Source organism: Erwinia sp. 009765445, assembly GCF_058137865.1.
In genome coordinates this window covers 1-17,337 of the sequence record NZ_JBYUWC010000035.1, presented here as the reverse complement: position 1 = coordinate 17,337, position 17,337 = coordinate 1, and the positions used below count along the sequence as shown (strand labels likewise).

Annotated in this window: 15 protein-coding genes and 3 pseudogenes; 4 read left to right on the top strand and 14 right to left on the bottom strand. The window is 51.1% G+C overall.

Going from position 1 to position 17,337, the window contains the following annotated elements; all coding sequences use genetic code 11:
• The 8 genes and pseudogenes from AC3Y5R_RS23695 to AC3Y5R_RS23660 form a co-directional block, all read right to left on the bottom strand.
• Window positions 1–497: pseudogene (locus AC3Y5R_RS23695) on the bottom strand (IS5 family transposase); the annotation flags it as partial.
• 349 nt (window positions 498–846) lie between these two features.
• Window positions 847–1,932: an LPS export ABC transporter permease LptG gene (lptG, locus tag AC3Y5R_RS23690; protein ID WP_489923359.1), complete on the bottom strand. Its 1,086-nt coding sequence runs from the start codon at window positions 1,930–1,932 to the stop codon at window positions 847–849.
• A complete protein-coding gene (gene lptF, locus AC3Y5R_RS23685) occupies window positions 1,929–2,999 on the bottom strand; it encodes an LPS export ABC transporter permease LptF (RefSeq protein ID WP_489923358.1) in 1,071 nt (356 codons plus the stop codon). The genes lptG and lptF overlap by 4 nt, the downstream gene beginning before the upstream one ends.
• 63 nt (window positions 3,000–3,062) lie before the next feature.
• A complete protein-coding gene (locus AC3Y5R_RS23680) occupies window positions 3,063–3,623 on the bottom strand; it encodes a YtfJ family protein (protein WP_489923357.1) in 561 nt (186 codons plus the stop codon).
• An 11-nt stretch (window positions 3,624–3,634) separates the two neighbouring features.
• On the bottom strand, window positions 3,635–4,468 hold the full coding sequence (locus AC3Y5R_RS23675; RefSeq protein ID WP_489923356.1) for a hypothetical protein: 834 nt from the start codon (window positions 4,466–4,468) through the stop codon (window positions 3,635–3,637).
• The gene (locus tag AC3Y5R_RS23670) at window positions 4,461–5,804 is read right to left on the bottom strand and encodes a lipopolysaccharide biosynthesis protein (RefSeq protein WP_489923355.1); all 1,344 of its coding nucleotides are present in this window, start codon (window positions 5,802–5,804) and stop codon (window positions 4,461–4,463) included. The genes AC3Y5R_RS23675 and AC3Y5R_RS23670 overlap by 8 nt, the downstream gene beginning before the upstream one ends.
• Window positions 5,801–6,550 (bottom strand): nucleoside/nucleotide kinase family protein, encoded by a 750-nt coding sequence (locus tag AC3Y5R_RS23665; protein WP_489923354.1) that lies wholly within the window; start codon window positions 6,548–6,550, stop codon window positions 5,801–5,803. Before AC3Y5R_RS23665 ends, AC3Y5R_RS23670 begins: the two co-directional genes overlap by 4 nt.
• Window positions 6,534–7,292, bottom strand: coding sequence for a dTMP kinase (locus AC3Y5R_RS23660; protein ID WP_489923353.1), 759 nt, complete (start codon window positions 7,290–7,292; stop codon window positions 6,534–6,536). Before AC3Y5R_RS23660 ends, AC3Y5R_RS23665 begins: the two co-directional genes overlap by 17 nt.
• Before the next feature lie 350 nt (window positions 7,293–7,642).
• Between AC3Y5R_RS23660 and AC3Y5R_RS23655 the strand changes: the two genes are divergently transcribed.
• Complete coding sequence (locus AC3Y5R_RS23655) at window positions 7,643–8,377, top strand: nucleoside/nucleotide kinase family protein (RefSeq protein WP_489923352.1); 735 nt, start codon at window positions 7,643–7,645, stop codon at window positions 8,375–8,377.
• A gap of 57 nt (window positions 8,378–8,434) precedes the next feature.
• Here AC3Y5R_RS23655 and spt read toward each other — a convergent pair whose 3' ends face one another.
• The 4 genes from spt to AC3Y5R_RS23635 are packed head-to-tail and all read right to left on the bottom strand — an operon-like array spanning window position 8,435 to window position 12,532.
• Window positions 8,435–9,607, bottom strand: a complete 1,173-nt coding sequence (spt, locus tag AC3Y5R_RS23650) for a serine palmitoyltransferase (protein WP_489923351.1) — start codon at window positions 9,605–9,607, stop codon at window positions 8,435–8,437.
• On the bottom strand, window positions 9,594–9,854 hold the full coding sequence (locus AC3Y5R_RS23645) for an acyl carrier protein (RefSeq protein WP_489923350.1): 261 nt from the start codon (window positions 9,852–9,854) through the stop codon (window positions 9,594–9,596). Before AC3Y5R_RS23645 ends, spt begins: the two co-directional genes overlap by 14 nt.
• Window positions 9,855–9,884: 30 nt before the next feature.
• Complete coding sequence (locus AC3Y5R_RS23640; RefSeq protein ID WP_489923349.1) at window positions 9,885–10,799, bottom strand: NAD-dependent epimerase/dehydratase family protein; 915 nt, start codon at window positions 10,797–10,799, stop codon at window positions 9,885–9,887.
• A complete protein-coding gene (locus AC3Y5R_RS23635) occupies window positions 10,799–12,532 on the bottom strand; it encodes a fatty acyl-AMP ligase (protein ID WP_489923348.1) in 1,734 nt (577 codons plus the stop codon). Before AC3Y5R_RS23635 ends, AC3Y5R_RS23640 begins: the two co-directional genes overlap by 1 nt.
• 600 nt (window positions 12,533–13,132) lie before the next feature.
• On the opposite strand from AC3Y5R_RS23635, the gene AC3Y5R_RS23630 reads away from it, so the two are divergent.
• Together AC3Y5R_RS23630 and AC3Y5R_RS23625 are read left to right on the top strand one after the other, a co-directional pair.
• Window positions 13,133–14,257 carry an N-acetyltransferase gene (locus AC3Y5R_RS23630; RefSeq protein ID WP_489923347.1) on the top strand — a complete coding sequence of 375 codons (1,125 nt, stop codon included), beginning with the start codon at window positions 13,133–13,135 and terminating at the stop codon, window positions 14,255–14,257.
• Window positions 14,258–14,451: 194 nt separating this feature from the next.
• Window positions 14,452–14,811, top strand: coding sequence for a diacylglycerol kinase (locus AC3Y5R_RS23625; RefSeq protein ID WP_489923346.1), 360 nt, complete (start codon window positions 14,452–14,454; stop codon window positions 14,809–14,811).
• Between the two features lie 123 nt (window positions 14,812–14,934).
• On the opposite strand, the pseudogene AC3Y5R_RS23620 reads toward AC3Y5R_RS23625, so the two are convergent.
• Window positions 14,935–15,637 (bottom strand): annotated as a pseudogene (locus AC3Y5R_RS23620) (IS6 family transposase).
• A gap of 57 nt (window positions 15,638–15,694) precedes the next feature.
• Here AC3Y5R_RS23620 and AC3Y5R_RS23615 point away from each other — a divergent pair.
• A pseudogene (locus AC3Y5R_RS23615) lies at window positions 15,695–16,201 on the top strand (IS6 family transposase); the annotation flags it as partial.
• A gap of 115 nt (window positions 16,202–16,316) precedes the next feature.
• On the opposite strand, the gene AC3Y5R_RS23610 reads toward AC3Y5R_RS23615, so the two are convergent.
• Entirely contained in the window at window positions 16,317–17,114 is a 798-nt protein-coding gene (locus tag AC3Y5R_RS23610; RefSeq protein WP_489923345.1) for a (S)-acetoin forming diacetyl reductase, read from the bottom strand.
• Between the last annotated feature and the right edge of the window lie 223 nt (window positions 17,115–17,337).

Sequence of the window (17,337 nt, the reverse complement as noted above, 5' to 3'; positions counted from 1 at the left end):
GACAGGTCAGCACAGATGATTTCATGCGTTTTCGCGTCAGCGGCCAGATGCAGTTTTCGCCAGATACGCCGGCGTTCCTTGCCGTGTTTTTTGATTTTCCACTCACCTTCACCGAAAACTTCAGTCCCGTGGAATCAATAACCAGGTGCGCGATTTCCCCCCCGGCTGGGTGTTTTGAAGCTGACATTAACTGACTTTGCCCGTTTACTGACGCTGCTGTAATCAGGACTGCGCAGCGGAACGTCCATCAGGGAAAAAATGGAATCAATGAAGCCCTGAGCAGCCCGCAGGGTCAGCCGGAATACGCGCTTAATCACCAGGACGGTCGCAATGGCAAGGTCGGAATAGCGCTGAGGCCGCCCACGTGATGAAGGCGTTGCTGAGTCATACCATGCCCTGACAGCTTCATCATCCAGCCAGAAAGTGATGGAGCCACGGTTGATAAGAGCTTTGTTATAAGAGCGCCAGTTGGTAATTCTGAACTTCTGCTTTGTCACGGGACTGCCAGTGTTGTCAGGATGATGCGTGATCTGATCCTGCGATTGAGCAAAAGTTCGATTTATTCAACAAAGCCATAACTTGCGTCAACATATCAGCCGCTTACCGCCAATAAGCAAATATTAAAGCAAAAAAAGCCCGCCGGGCGGCGGGCTAAACTCGTTTACACAGGTGAAATTATCTCTTGATGACGAAGGAGGTCGTCAAATTAAATATAATGTCCCCAGTGGGAAATGAAAATTCTAAGTACGAAAAAACGGCGCGGTGGCCGTGTGTTTATGGGATTATCTGGAGCCAGGAAGTTGCCCATCTTCCCGTAACTGCAAACCAGTTTGTCAGGCTCCGTATCTAATACTTTAGCCGCCGATCAAAGCGATAAATCAACCCAACCGCCAGCCCCAGCAATAATACCGGCGGCACCAGCGTGGTTAGCTGGGTATTGATTGAGAACAGGATCCCAAGGTTCAGAACGATCTGGTAAACAATCCAGGTCACCAGCCCGACGATAACGCCCAGCGCTAAACGACTTCCCAATCCCGGCGAACGTGGCGTGCTGAAGGTGAAGGGAACCGCCAGCAGGATCATCGCCAGAATCAAAACAGGACGCCCCGCTTTCTGCCACAACGCACTCTCATATTCCAGGCTCGGCTGCCCGGTTTTGTGCAGATAGACAATATAGTCTGCAAGCTGTCGGGCCGAGAAGCTCTCTGCGGGTAACGTGAGCCTCTTCAAATCTTCACCAGAAAACAGCGAACGCCACTGCATTTCTGGCAGGTTATTGACGGTTTCTTGCTGCTTATTCCAGCGCTTTTCGGTGACGTTGTGCAGCGTCCATATTCCCTTTCCGGCGATTGTCGCGCTCTGCGCGAAAATATAGGACTTCAGCGTCAGGTCGGGCTGCCAGCTGAAGATTTCGATCCCCACGGGTTGGTTACGATTATCTAACGACTGCACCGTTACAAAGTCATCGTGGCTCCTGGCCCACAGCGCATTTCCGGAGTCGGAGTCACTTTCTGCTTTCGCCATCGCGACGTTCTTTATCTGCAACGCCCGCTGTTGCAACGGAGCGGCCACCCACTCATCCACCGCGCCGAGCGTCAGGGTCATCACCAGCCCGGCGCAGAATATCACCCGCGCAATGCTGGATATTGAAAACCCGGCAGTGCGGATAGCGGTAAGTTCCAGGCTTTTGGATAGCTGCCCCAGCCCGACAATGCCGCCCAGCAAGGCAACAAAGGGCGCAAGATCCACCAGGCTGCGCGGTAAGGTCATAACCACAACCAGCAGCGCCTGGGTCCAGCGATAGCCGCCCGGTGCCACATCATCCAGTTCGTTGATCAGGTTGAAGGTGGTAAACAGTGGGATCAGCAAACCGGCGGCCGCAGCAAATCCGATAAAGATATTCCGCATCAGATATCGGCTGAAAATAGTCATCGGGAGAATTTCAGCAGCAGTGAGAAATCGCGCGCAATACATAAGGCCAGGCCAATCAGCATTACCAGCGGAACCAGCCACACGCCGGGGATGGCAGGCAGCGATTCGTTAGCCACCAGCGTGCGGCAGACGTTGCCACCATAAAAAATGGCGGTAAACAGCAGCGTCAGCGGCAGCAAGGTGGCGTAACGCCCCTGCCGCGGTTTGGTGCGGCTGAGCGGAATGGCCAACAGCACCATCAGAAAGGTGCTGAGGCCACGGCTTTCCCGCCATTGCAGTTCTGCTTTATCCGCCGGATCCGACGAGCGCCATAAATCGGCCACGGGAGCCGACTTACGCCTGACTTCCAGGCTTTCAATAAAGGGTTTCAACGCGATATTGAGGCTGTGGTAGTTCTGCATATTGTCCTGCGAGCCCTCACGATCCAGCACATAGGCCGTGCCGTTCTTCAGGTTTACGCTGGGACTGGTCGGTGAGGGATCGGTGACCACCACCGAATGCGCACGGTACAGGTTGGTATTCTTCCCGGTGCGGGAATAAATCATCGCGTCGGTAAGTTGATGACTGGAGGGATCGATGCGTCTGGCCATCACCATTCTGCCGCTGCCATTAACGTTAAATTTATTAGCCTGTAAATGGCTGACATCCAGCACCGACTGCGACTGTTGCTCCAGCCGGTAGATATTGCCATACGCCCAAGGGCGGCCGTAAAGAGACAGCAGCGTCACCACCAGCGCCAGTGGAATCGCTAAAAACATCACCGCTTTATACAGGCGAGCCGGGCTGGCACCGGCCGCAAATATTGCGGTGATCTCAGAGTCAGTATAAAGCTGGCCCAGCGCGACGGCCGTGGCAACGTACAGCCCGGCCGGTAGTAGCATCTCCAGCGCAATCAAGACCTTGTAGCAGACGACATCAAACACAACTTGCAGCGCAAGCGTGCCATTAGCAGCATAGGTCAGGTAACGCTGTGCGGAATAACTGGCGAACATCACCACCAGAAAACCGACGATGACCATCACCAACCGACGAATCTCGACCGTGATATAGCGTTCAATCAGCGGCATAACGGTTCTCCTTTCGCGCCCGGCCAGCCGCGTTCTCAACAGAGCTCATCGTCAGGTTGCACATCATGATTGGCCGCTGCCGATCAGCTTTCGCACCAGGCCGATCACATCGCTGACTTCGGTCGGGCTCAGCGAACCATCCTTGGCCCAGCACACGCGCCCTTCCTTATCGAGCACTAAAATGGTGGAACTCTCTTCAGGGAGCCGCCAGGTTTTACGTCCGATTCCGTCGCTGTCGACAACGAACTGTGCCCAGGGATAATTCCTTTTGTTCTTCTCAATCTTCCCGCGGACGAAGAAACCGGAGCCAGGGATCGCGTCATCGGTGTTAACGATGGTGGTGGGCTGGAAGCGATCTTCGGGAAATTGCGCCTCTTTAACGGCGGTAATCAGCATCGAGTTTTTCTTTTTCGCCGACGTACGGCCCGCGATGTACTGCACAACCCGCACCTTTCCAGCCAGTTCGCCACTGTTCCAGTTTTGATAGCTGAACTCCCCTTCCCTGAGGATCAACTCCCCACGATCGGCGATAGCCACGGGCGCAACGGGTTGGCCATAAACAAAGTTATGGGCGGAAGCCACGAATGGCAGCAGCAATACCATGGTCAGCAACTTGCTCAACATCCCGGCCTTGATCACTGCGCGTGAAACCTGGCGAGCAGGGATTCCAGCCGCTGGCGAATATCGATATCCAACACCGCAGGCGCGTCGTAGGATTTACCGCCAGACAGCTTCTCGGCAACCATTACATCATGCCGGTCCCCCATCAGCCCATTAATCGCGGCCATAAAGCGGGAAATTTTCCGCGCTTCAACGTTATCAGGATCGAGGGATCTGAGGGTGTCGTAAAAGGAAACCTGCTGACTGACGATTTTACGGAGGTCGTGAAACTCCTTGCCGGTCAGCATCGGGTTCGCAATCAACGTTTGCAGTAGCCGCAACTGATCCTGACGATAGGCAATAAATCCGCTTTCGGTTTCTAACTCAAGATGACGCAGGCCATAGCTAACCTGTGACCAGATCGGCTTGCTGAGGAACACCCGCAGAATATTGCCGTATACATTCAGGTTCTTTTTATTGCCATTACGGAACGCATCCTGGAAGTGGCCAAGAAGCACGGTGGTCATATGGAACAGCTGGCCCGACTGATGTTTTTTGCCATACAGACGCTGAGCAAAGCGTAAATGCTTATAGCGCGCGCGAATATATTTATAGCGTAAACGCGTCGACGCCGACATTTCACGTCCCCTGAGGAAATCATTAACCAGACCCAATAATTCCTCACGGGTAAATCCGTCCTCCCAAAATTGCAGGCAGAGCGCATAATTATTTCGCAGTCCTTCCTGAGAGCACGGCAAAGCGATCTGCTGCGGCAGACTGAAATTCGCGTCAACAATGTCATCCTCTTCCACCGCGGCAAATAATAATTCCGTGGTTTCTACAGGAAATTTCTTCCAGTTATTATGCATTTTGTTGGCTCTCTTGGGACAGGGTAAACCGCAGGGCATTGCGATGACGCCAGGCATGTAACGTAGGGATCATCGTTAATAATACGTCCAGGCTTTGCCCACCAAAATAGGCAAACGCAGCGCCCTGAACGCCGAAAAAGTGCGACATGCCGATCAGCAGCGCAATATAACAGACCGAAGAAATCGTCTGCACAATCAGGAATGCCCGCTGCTTGCCCGCCATAAACAGCAGTGATTCCTGAGGGAAACCCAGCATAGATACGATTATCGCACCGAGCATAATTTGCATCAGGTCATAGGCCTGCAAATATTTATAGCCGAAGACCACGGAAATAAGCGGCTTGCCGACTACCAACACCAGCACCGCCACCGCAACCCCTATTCCACCGGCAAACAGCGCTGAGCGCAGGCCGAGTTGCCACGGCTTACTGGTGCGCGGATCCAGGCGCATGATTTCAGGGTAAAAGCTTTTCTCCATCAGCTTGGCCGGCGTGCCGGTGGCATCAAAGAAGGTCAGCGCAATCTTAAACAGGCCAGCCGCCGCCGGACCTAAAACGATCCCAACCAACACCGTGCTGCAGGAGTTTCGGGCCGCCCAAATGGTATGGGCGAAATTGGTCGTCCAGACAAAGTCCCATGCCCCTTCAATTCGGCGAGCGGTCTTTATCAGTCGGGGAGTTAACGCATTATGAATCTCTCTGGAACGCAACTCGCGCATGGCGAACCACCAAAACAGCGAGCCACCCATAAGGTTGGAAACATACCAGGTAATAATAAAGCCGGGGAAACCCAGCTCGAAATAGAAGCAGAAGAGACTGCCGACCGCCTGCAGGAACGGCTTAATCGCCTGCTGCACCGCAATTAAGTCGAAGCGGTTGAACGCGCGCAAAATACCGGTCGGCGTGGACGAGGTCATCGACGGGATTAACGTGCAGTAAAGGACCGCCAGCCACAGGCTGTGAGTATCCAGACCTAGCGAGTGAGAAAGGAAAGGCAGCAGTGCCATCCCACCCAGTACAGCCACGACGCTGCTAAGGATATCGAGCCCGAAGGAGAATGAAATCACGTCGCGGAAACGGGAGATATTATTGCCTTCCAGTGCCGGCGTGCCGAATTGCACCACGAACTGCCAGGTCTGGAACTTTATTAAATCACTGACCGCTTTGGTATAGGCCTGAATAACCACCAGTACGCCAAACATTTCTGTCGACATGCCTTTGCCGGCACAGGAAAGCGCCACCAGGCCCAGCAAGGCACTTGCCACACTGCCGGACCCGAGATAGGCGGCATTTCGCAGCATAGTGCGAAAGGCGCCATCCTTAAACCAGTGCTTCATGACGCGGAACCAGCGGCAACAGCCGTGATCGAATGCAGTGCTTTTGCCAGCACTTCATCATACGGCGCGCGGGCATCCAGTTCGATAATGCGCGAACCGTTATAGTGAATTTTGACCATGGTAGAGATTTTATCTTCTAACTCTTCATAACTGTGATCCGGTTTACGCGCATAGGCCGTATCCACATCAATATCCAGACGCAAAATAAGCTGCGGACGAATCAACGCCATCTTCTGATATAAGCGTCGTTCACTTTCGGCTAATCGGCTCATTAACCAGCCTTTTGCCCGTTCCACGCCAATGCCGGGACCATCATAATAAAAACCCGATATTTCAGCCTGAGGATAACGATCGCTGATCACCAGTACGCCGCTCTGTGCCAGACGGATCACTTTCTGTAAATTAGACGAACGCCATAATGAAAAACCGTACATGATCAGAGCCGCCCAAAGTGCCGGAGGCTTATTACTCATGCGCTGCGTTTTATCCGATTTCGCCGCCAGTCGACGTTCAAGCCAGACACCAATAACCGGTAATCGTTTAATTTTATCGCCATCTTCACCGGAGATAAGCCCTAAATAACGGCGTTCCGTCACCCTTTGCTTTTGCAAATTCCTGACTAAATCAGCCGTCAGCGTCGATTTTCCGGTACCGTCACTGCCGACAACCGCAATAAGCCCCTGGATACAGGAAGAAGACTCGTCCACTTCATCTTCTGCACGCTCTGTTTTAATTTTCTTCGGCATGATGGTCATGAAATAACTCTGTCTCTGAATAGGTTAATGAGGCCTGAATCGCACGTAATGATTTATCCAGAATATTATTTTCCGGCTCTCTGCCATCGAGATCGAGAATGGTTGCGCCATTGAACGTCAGATGAGGAATAACGGCAATTTTCTCGTGCAGCGCGGCGAGCGAATGATCGGGTTTGCGGGCATGCGCGGTCTGTGCGTCAATATCCAGACGGATTAATAATAATGGCGGATATGAGGCCATCCACTGATAGAGCTTTTGCTCTTTATTCCTGAGCCAGCCAATCCAGCGATTTCCGCCGTGGGTTTTGGCAAGCTGTGGTCCATCAAAACGGAAGCCCGGCACTTCGGCCTGCGGGTAGCGGTCGGCGATAAGCAAGCGCCCTTCACGGTTTTTTCTGAGCATTTTCCAGAACTTATAAGCACGCCAGCAAGAGAGCAGAAAAATCACCAGCGCGGTAACGTTGCCGGGAGGCGTGGAAGGACGCTCGTGAACACGTTCGGATTTTTTCAGTAAATAGCGGCCAAATGGCGCACCAATTATTGGCAGGTCAGCTATCCACTTCCCTATCAGTCCTGATGACTGACCGAGATAGAGAAATTCCGTCGGCTGCTGCGAAGAGAAGTGCTTAACCAGACTGGCAGCTAACGTCGATTTTCCGGAACCATCACAACCTGTAATAGCGATTACCCGTACCGGGGAAAAACGCGACTGGGAATTTATTTTCTGGCGCACAACAAGCTATCCACAGGTAAAGAAACCATTTTATTCTGTTCCTCTATGGGTTCAAGTCATTTATCACCGGGTAGCAGGTATTGTTAAATACCAGCCAGGCAGACATCTCAAACATCTTCTCACGCTGATTTCTTATTGTTTCGTGCTCTAAAACGCACAAATATAAACTTGGTGACTTATATCACCCCGCTCACCTGAAGAATAAATCACTCAGAAAAAGCTCTACCACCTGATTTAATTTTCCGCACACAGATTTCCCAATAATTAGCATTTTATAACCATGGCGTGCTAACGACTTTTTGCGGTAAAAATGGTACATTTCTTTCAGTGTATATAAAGAGAAATGTATTATGACCTCCAGACTACCGCCGCTTATTGCGGTAATTGGCAGTGATGGCTCCGGAAAGTCTACTGTCTGCGAACATTTGATTATCCATGTCAAAAAATATGGTCCTGCGATAAGGGTTCACCTCGGCAAACAGGCCGGAAATGTCGGACGCGCCGTTTCACAACTGCCTTTAATGGGAAAATCCTTCGAACGCGCTATCGAGCGCAATACCAAAAAAGTGAAAACGAAAAAGACTAAGCTTGGTCTGTTGCCGTCTGTGGTAATCATGACCTTCGTTGTTCGTCGCTTACTACGTTTCCGTCGCATGCTGGCCTATCGTCAACAAGGGTTAATGGTATTAACCGACCGTTTTCCTCAGGCACAAATTCCCGGTGCCTATGACGGAACGGTGTTCCCCCCAGACACCAAAGGCAACGGCCTGGTGAAATGGATGGCCGGTCGCGAGCGTTCAGCCTTCAGGTGGATGGCTGCGCATAAGCCAGACCTGGTGATCAAACTGAATGTTGATCTCGACGTGGCCTGCGTACGTAAGCCCGATCACCGCAGAGAACAACTCAGTAAAAAAGTGGCTGCCACACCGCTACTGACTTTTGAAGGCGCACCGCTGGTTGATATTGATGCGAATAAACCGCTCGATCAGGTGATTGCCGCGGCGGAACACGCTATCTCTGAATTTATGGCCGCACAGGGTTACATGCCAGTTTATGCAGGTGAGTCGGTCGCCCACTCGCAATAACCTCCGTTTTCATCCTGCATTCACTGCTAATGGCAACTATGAGCAGTGAATGGGCGGTTACTTTTTCAGTTCCGCAAACGCCTGAATGACTTTATCGATCTCTTCTTCACTGTGTGCCGCATTGACGCTACAGCGCAGCAGCGTAACTCCAGACGGCGCCGCCGGCGGCAGAACAAGATTGACGTATACCCCTTTCGCTATCAGGTCACGCCAAAAATCCAGGCCATCTTTTTTTGAGCCAATCATTACCGGCACCACCGGGCTGATCCGCGGTCCCAGCTCATAGCCGATCTGCGCCAGCCCCTTGTAGAGACGGTTGGCATTGCTCCAGAGCTTTTGGCGTAATTCAGGCTGCTGTGCAATTTTCTGCAGTGAGGCACGTACGGAAGCAATGCTGGATGGCGAAGGCGAAGCGGTGAAAATATAGGGGCGACTGCTGTAGCGCAGCACGTCCATGGCCTTACTGCCCACGGCAAAACCACCAATCGACGCCAGACTTTTGCTGAAGGTGCCTAAGATAATATCGACCTCTTCTTCCACGCCCAGTTCTTCGGCCAGACCGCGACCGGTTTCCCCCATCACGCCAAAGGAATGGGCTTCGTCTACCAACAAATACCCGCCTAACCGGCGTTTGATATCGACAATTTCCACCAGTGGGGCAACGTCGCCGAGCATGCTATAAATGCCCTCGACGATAATGAACGCTTCTTTTGCCCGCTCGCCAAGCCGCACCATCCGGCGTTCCAAATCTTTCGCATCGTTGTGACGAAAACGAATGATTTCAGCACCACCCAACGCACAGGCGTCATAAATACTGGCGTGGCTGTCGGCATCAATTAGCACCACCGCGCCAGGACCCGCAAGGGTGCTGATGACGGCGAGGTTAGCGGTATAGCCAGTGGAGAAAACGATGGCACAGGGGCGGTTGAAGAATGTCGCCAGCTCCTGCTCCAGTGCAAGGTGTGAGCCGTAGCTTCCGTTTGCCATACGAGAACCGGTGGTGCCGGTTCCCTGCAAAGCTAAAGCGGCCTGACCATCAGCGATGGCCTGCGCATCAAAGGTCAGTCCAAGGTAATTGTTGGTTCCGGCCAGAACAATTTTCTGGTCGCCGATCCGTCCTTCAGTCGCGGAATAAATCTCATCGATACAGGTCCCAAAAGGAATCAGCCCGGACGCATGGAATTGCTCAAGCTCGCCCGCCAGGCGTTTAAATTTATCATACAAGCCCATTTGCGATCTCCAGATGAGGTTGCAACGCGACAAGCAATTGTTCAGGCGTTCTGACATCCAGCAGAAGATTAATCGGAATAGAAATATCCAGTTTATCTTCCAGCATCATCAGCAAATCCAGCACTCTGATCGATTCCAGGCCAAGATCGTTGACGAGATCGCTGTCCGGCCTGACATCCACGCTGCCTTTGACGAGATCCTGTAAGCAGGTAAGAATATAATCCATCACTTCGTTGCTATTTAGCATAAGAACGTTGAAAACCTCTACTCGTAGGAATTAAAACAGTCTTTCACGCAGCGCGCGCTCCAGACTGACTTCTGGAAACCAGTGAATGGTTTCGGATAAAGATGTGTTACTTGCCGACCAGTCCTGATGGGTTAATTCGCGTATTTTACTGTGCGTAAGCATTGGCTCTTTCATGGCTAACCGGTTCCATAAAATACTGACGTCGGCGAAAAATTTAAGCGCAGGTAACGGCACGCCCAGTAAGCGCACCGGCCCTCCGCGCACCGCTGAGCCGATAGCTTTCAATCGCAGCCAATTATATCCGCCCTGCACACCATCACAGAGTTCGCAGATTTGCGCCTCAGGCACATCCGCCATTAACCACTGGCTGACGGCTTCGGCAAGATCGCTCACGTGCAGGAAGGAGAGCTTCGCTTCTGGCGAACCCAGCCGGGGAAGCACGCCGCGTAACAACCAGTCGAAAACCGGTTTCAACTCTTTATCGCCCGGTCCATAAACCGCCGTTGGGCGGAATATGCCCAGAGACATGCCAACGGCCATCGAGATCAGCTCCCGTTCGGCTACAAATTTTGACCTCGCATACCAAGACAGCTGAGGATGGCGGGCAGCCAGAGACGACAGGAACAAGAATCGCTTACAGCTGCCGCTTTGCCTGGCAGCCTGCATCAGGCCGATGCTGCCGTTAACATTGCATTGGGTGAAGATGTCTTGCGAACTCCCACGCACCTGCCCCGCACAATGCACAACACAGCTTGCCCCGTGCACTAGCTCCCAAAGCGAAGCCTGATCTTCCAGCGAACCCTGGATCCAGATCAGATTGTGGTCGGTGGAGGTGCGATGAGTCCGGGTCAAGGCCCGCACCCTGAAGCCCCGCGACAGCAGATTCCCGACAATGTGTTTCCCAATGAACCCCGTTGCGCCTGTCATTGCTACCGTGGTGCTCATCAGGCCAGACCCGCCAGCTGTACAGCCGGGTAGAGTGCTGCGGACAACCAGCGTTTTTTGGCCTCCGCACGCGCAGGTTTACCCGACGACGTGCGTGGAATGCTGTGAGGTGGCAGGAGCTCGACATCCACGGCTACGCCGAACTCGCTTTGAATGCTGGCAGAAAGCGAGTGAACAATTTGCTCCCGCCGTTCCTCGGAACCAATCCGGCACTGAATTTGCAGGATAATTCTGGCGCCTTCGCCGTGCTCTTCGGTAACAAAAGCAATCGCATCGCCGGCGTGGATTTCCGGCTCAGCTTCGGCAACGCATTCGATATCCTGCGGCCAGATATTGCGGCCACGAATAATAATTAAGTCTTTCTTGCGGCCGGTGACGTAAAGATTTCCGCCTGACAAATAGCCTAAATCTCCGGTATCCATCCAGCCCGTAGCCTTAATCATTTGTTGCGAGACATCGTCGCGGAAATAGCCGTTCATCAGGCTCGGGCCAGAGATATAAATATGTCCGACCTGATGTTCCTGCATCACCGATCCGTTCTCACTGCGAATATCGATACGGTGACCGGGCAGGGCTCTGCCGCAATTCACAAATGAGGAAGTGGCCAAGGTATTCTTTCCTGGCGCGACGGCCCGGCCTTCGTACTCCAGCACTTCACGGTCAATCTCATGAATTTGCGCCCCCGCGTGCTCTTCCGAGAAACTCACTGCGAGCGTGTTTTCAGCTAAGCCGTAGCAAGGCATGAAAGCCTTAGGGTCGAAATTAAGATCGCTGAAATGTTCACCAAACTGGTTAAGCAGTTCGGCAGGAATAGGTTCCGCGCCGACCCCCGCCACGCGCCAACTGGAGAGATCCAGTCCGGCCACCTCTTTCATGTTGCTGCGTCTCAGGCACAGATCGTAGCCAAAAGGTGGCGCAACAGTAACCGTGCCTCGATTTTTATCAATCAGCTTCAGCCACTGCAAAGGCCGCATGGCGAAATCTTGCGTCCGCAGATAATCTACCGACAGCTGGGTGGCCACTGGCGTTAACAGGAACCCAACCAGCCCCATATCGTGATAGAACGGCAGCCAGGAAACGCAGCGGTCGCCAGCACGTAATTTAATCCCGTCATGACTGATAACCTGCAGATTAGCCATCACTGAGCGCTGAGTAATAATCACGCCGCGCGGGAAACGCGTGCTGCCAGAGGTGTATTGCAGGTACGCAATATCATCGGCTGAAGGTTTTTTTAGCGCGATATCCCGTTCAGGCAGGGAATTGAATTCTGCATTACTGAGAATGTGTGGAGGCGGCGCATTCTCTGTGGCTGAGCTGATCAGCGGCACCCATTCTTCACTGCTGATAATGGCTGCGGGGGCGCAGCTGGAAATTAATCCTTTCAGCTTGACGATATACGACGCACGCTGGCCGATCCCCATCGGAATGGCCAGCGGGACAGCGACTAAACCAGCATACTGGCAGGCAAAGAACGCTTCGACAAAACCGATGCTGGTCTCTGCGATCAGCGCAACGCGGTCGCCTTTTTTCAGATCCAGCGACAGCAAGCGTCGAGCGCCACTTATCGCCCGCTCTTGCAGCGTCCGATATTCCAGCACGGCAACGAGTTGATTACGCCGGTCGTAGAAGTTCATTCCTGTGCTTCCCTGGGCAGCGTAATCTAACGCCTCCACCAGTGAGCCAAAATCGGCATAGCGCATAGGAAGAGAGTGAGTGGAGCGTGTTTCAGACATAGATAAATCAGCCATAGATAAAAATCACCAAGTGCGACAGGCAGGGTTGGCGAGAGAGTTGAAGGTTTATTATGAGAATTTTTTATAATCCGTTATTTAACTCTTTTATTCCTCCATTAGCTTCGCTGGCAGTTATGCTTTCGCAAGCCACCTATTACTAAAGAAAAGGAGTTTTTTGAGATTCCTGTTCAGAATACCACGGTGTATCCAAAACTTGCGCAAGCGCATTTCTGAACCTAAACACTTCATAAACAGTAGCCGGAATACGGTTAAAAGTGAATGCTTGATTCATGCTAATTATGACAAAAGCATTAAGTGATAAAAAATAGCTTCACTCTGACAAGAGAAAATCAGTAGACTGAAACTGGTCAGAATAAATTGCTTACCCAACAGCGGATGTACTCTGCCAATAATTTTGTCCGCATTAAATGTTCAAATAATACTTATCAGAGAGAACCCGTGGCCTTATTAACAAATAATGCTTTTGTCGTCATCTTCATCAGCGTTCAGGCCTGTTTCTTCATCGTTTTGAGAACGCAATAATGCCTGCCTGCTGGCCGCGGGCTTCGTCGAACAGACTTAAATAATTAAAGGTTTTTTATGATTTACATTGAGAAAGTAGCTGAGAAGCGTGATCTGAAGGCATTTATCGCATTTCCCTCCTCACTATATCGCAACGACCCCAACTGGATTGACCCGCTGTTTATTGAGCGCGAGGAGCATCTTTCAAAGAAAAACCCGAGCGTTGAACATATTGAGTGGCAGGCTTTTCTGGCTAAAAAAGAGGGTAAGGTTGTCGGGAGAATCACCGCGCAAATCGACAGTCTGCATCGCGAGCTTTATGGTCAGGATACCGGTCATTTCGGCATGATTGATGCGATTGAAGATCCGGAGGTTTTCAAGGCGTTATTTGCGGCCGCAGAAGCTTGGCTGAAGTCCAAAGGTGCCGTAAACATCACCGGCCCATTCAGCATGAATATCAACCAGGAAAGCGGGTTATTAATCGAGGGATTCGACACCCCGCCTTCTGCCCTGATGACGCACGGCAAACCCTATTACGCTAATTACACTGAACAGCAAGGCTATTCACAAGGCATTGATCTGCTGGCCTATTGGATGAAACGCACTGACCTGCATTTTGAACCTTCGTTGACCAAGCTGATGACAAAAGTGCGAAAAAAGGTCAGTATCCGTCGCCTAAATCGTAAGAAGTTTGCCGAAGAAATGCAGGTGCTGCGGGAAATTTTCAACTCGGGTTGGCAGAACAACTGGGGGTTTGTGCCCTTCACCGAACATGAATTTGCCACCATGGGAGACCAGTTGAAATATCTGGTTCCAGACGACATGATTTATATCGCCGAAGTGGATTCTGTGCCCTGCGCATTTATCGTAGGCTTGCCGAATATAAACGAGGCTATCACCGGATTAGAAGGCCGCTTATTCCCCTTCGGCTGGGCGAAGCTGTTATGGCGACTGAAGGTTAGCGGCGTGCGCACTGCTCGCGTTCCGTTGATGGGCGTTCGCCATGATTTCCAGTTCAGTCGGATGGGGCCAATTATGGCGTTGTTACTGATTGAGGCGTTACGTGATCCCTTTGCGAAGCGCAATATTGATGCGCTGGAGATGTCCTGGATACTGGAGTCCAATACCGGTATGCGAACCATTCTGGAGCGCATTGGTGCCGTGCCTTATAAGCGTTATCGCCTCTTTGAGAAGACGCTCTGATCTTTCTTCGGGGCTATCGAGCATCGACTCTCGTGGTAATGTTGCTTAGCCGTTGGTGCCCAAGTTTCCGACTGTAAGATAATCTCGTAGCGAGATAATTGGTTAGTATTTTTAATGATTACAATGCCAACGGTAACTCACCTGACGTTATAAGTTGGCTTAGATAATTCAATCTAATTTATAAGAGTAAACGCATGTCCTTTGAAAAGAAAAAAGGCATAAATCGCTTCATCTACAGCGTCAATAATTCATGGGAAGGTCTGAAAGATGCCATTTTCACGGAAGATGCTTTTCGCCAGCTCATTATCATTAACGCATTCTTACTAATAATTACATTTTTTCTGGACATCACAAAGACAGAAAGGCTGCTGTTAATTGCCACTTGCTTTATTTTGCTGATCGTTGAATTACTGAATACAGCCATTGAAACGGTGGTGGACCGTATCTCTTCGGAAATCCATCCCCTTTCCAAACGCGCTAAAGATATAGGCGGCGCTGCGCAATTAGTGGCAGTGGTGATGACGATCATCATTTGGCTAAGCGTTATCTTTTAGTGATTCATATTCTAAATGCGTATAAAAGCAGCATCTATCTTATTCTTTTATGAGCGTTGGTGAATAAATTGGGCACTGTTGCAAAGTTCACGATAGGTTGGCCTTTTGTGTTATTGCAAGGCCTTATTCAAAGACTCTGCTCACCAGACGCATCTCGCCCTGGGGATCACCATAATAAAAATGCTGACGCCTGGCCTTTGCGTAGTGCACGCATCACTTCAATACCTTTGATTGTGGCGTAGGCTGTCTTCATGGATTTAAATCCCAGCGTGGCACCGATTATCCTTTTCAGCTTCCCGTGATCGTATTCAATGACGTTATTCCGGTACTTAATCTGTCGGTGTTCAACGTCAGGCGGACACCGGCCTTCGCGTTTGAGCAGCGCAAGCGCACGGCCATAGGTTGGCGCTTTATCCGTGTTGATAAAGCGCGGGATCTGCCACTTCTTCACGTTGTTGAAAATCTTACCCAGGAACCGGTAGGCGGCTTTGCTGTTACGACGCGGGGAGAGATAAAAATCGATGGTGCGGCCCCTGCTGTCGACGGCCCGGTAAAGATAAGCCCAGCGGCCATTCACCTTCACGTACGTTTCGTCAATGTGCCACGGGTTGAGATCGGAGGGGTTACGCCAGTACCAGCGCAGTCGCTTTTCCATTTCAGGCGCATAGCGCTGGACCCAGCGGTAAATCGTGGTGTGATCGACATTCACGCCGCGTTCGGCCAGCATCTCCTGCAGCTCACGGTAGCTGATGCCGAATTTGCAGTACCAGCGTACCGCCCAGAGGATGATGTCACGCTGAAAATGCCGGCCTTTGAATGGGGTCATGTGCTGCTCCGTCAGCATAAGGTGACGATGAGTTTATCACCTCCAGATTTTTGCAACAGTGCCTTCCGCCGGCATAAACGCACTGTGGGACGCCGGTGGCGAATGGATGAAACTTACATCAAAGTCAGAGGGAAGTGGAAATATCTGTACCGGGCGGTCGATACTGAAGGTCAGACCATCGACTTTTTGCTGACGGCTAAACGGGATGCCGCAGCAGCCCTGCGTTTCTTCCGCAAAGCCATTCGCCACCACGGTGCACCTGAGGTCGTGACTGTAGATAAAAGTGGCACCAACACCGCGACTCTGGCCACACTCAATGCCGGTAAATCTGATGAGGAAAGCATTATCATCAGGCAGAGTAAATATCTGAATAACCGGGTGGAACAGGATCACCGAAATATCAAACGACGAATACGTCTGATGCTGGGATTTAAGTCGTTCCGCCGGGCACAGACGCTGCTGGCCGGCATTGAGCTGCTCCACATGATACGTAAAGGGCAGTATCAACATCCGCAAAGTGATGGATTTTCACCTTCAGAACAATTTTATCTTTTGGCTGCCTAAAAAATCGGCAGCGCAACGTTTGCTGGCTTGCATACGCTAATGCGACAGAACCGTTTCTACTATTGAATTATTCTATAAGGGATCCACGGTTTGAAGATCCCTAAAAGATCAAGTATTAGTTAAACACCATACCGCCATCAATGATCAAGGCCTGACCAGTCATGTAGTCAGAATCAGGACTTGCAAGATAGGAAACACAAGCGGCAACATCTTCCGGTTCAGAGATACGGCCCAGAGCAACATTTTTTGCCCATTGCTGCAGACCCCATTCCAGTGACTGACCATTTTCATCAGCGACTTTCTGGGCGATTCCTTCCATCATAGGTGTACGTACAATTCCCGGACAATAAGCATTAACGGTGATTCCATTCTCTGCCAGATCTTTTGCTGCTGTCTGGGTTATGCCGCGAACAGCAAATTTGGTCGCCCCGTAAACAGCTAAATCGGGATTACCAACCTGACCTGCCTGAGATGAGGCATTAATAATTTTCCCAATAATTTCTCCAGCTTTCGCCGGGGTTCTTTCCTTGAAGTGTTTTATTGCTGCCTGAATACCCCAATAAACTCCGCCTACATTAACATCAAAGACCTTATGATAGATTTCCGGGGTTATGTCCTCAATAGGAGTTGTAGGTCCAAGGCCAGCATTGTTGACCATTACATCAACACGACCAAATATCTCAGCGACCTGATCCACTGCGGCAAAAACTTGTTCACGCTGTGCTACGTCAACCACAACAGCTAACGCCTCCCCACCGGCTTCTTCGATAAGTTTAACCGTTTCTTTTGCTGTTTCTCCGTTAAAGTCCAGACTACCAATGCTGAAGCCATCTTTGGCCAAACGTAGAGCCACAGCGCGACCAATCCCCTGACCAGCACCAGTTACTATCGCAACTTTCTTTTGTGTACTCATCTTCATGCCCTCTTCAGATTACATTTAACGATCTTTGATATCGAAATAGGAATCGACACGGATAATCTAGACGTATCCGGGCCATTGAGATACTAATTTTGGTTCTGTCTGATCTTGACCCGCCATCTCCGGACAGCTTTTGTATCGGCACTGTTGCAAAAATCTGGAGGTGATAAACTCATCGTCACCTTATGCTGACGGAGCAGCACATGACCCCATTCAA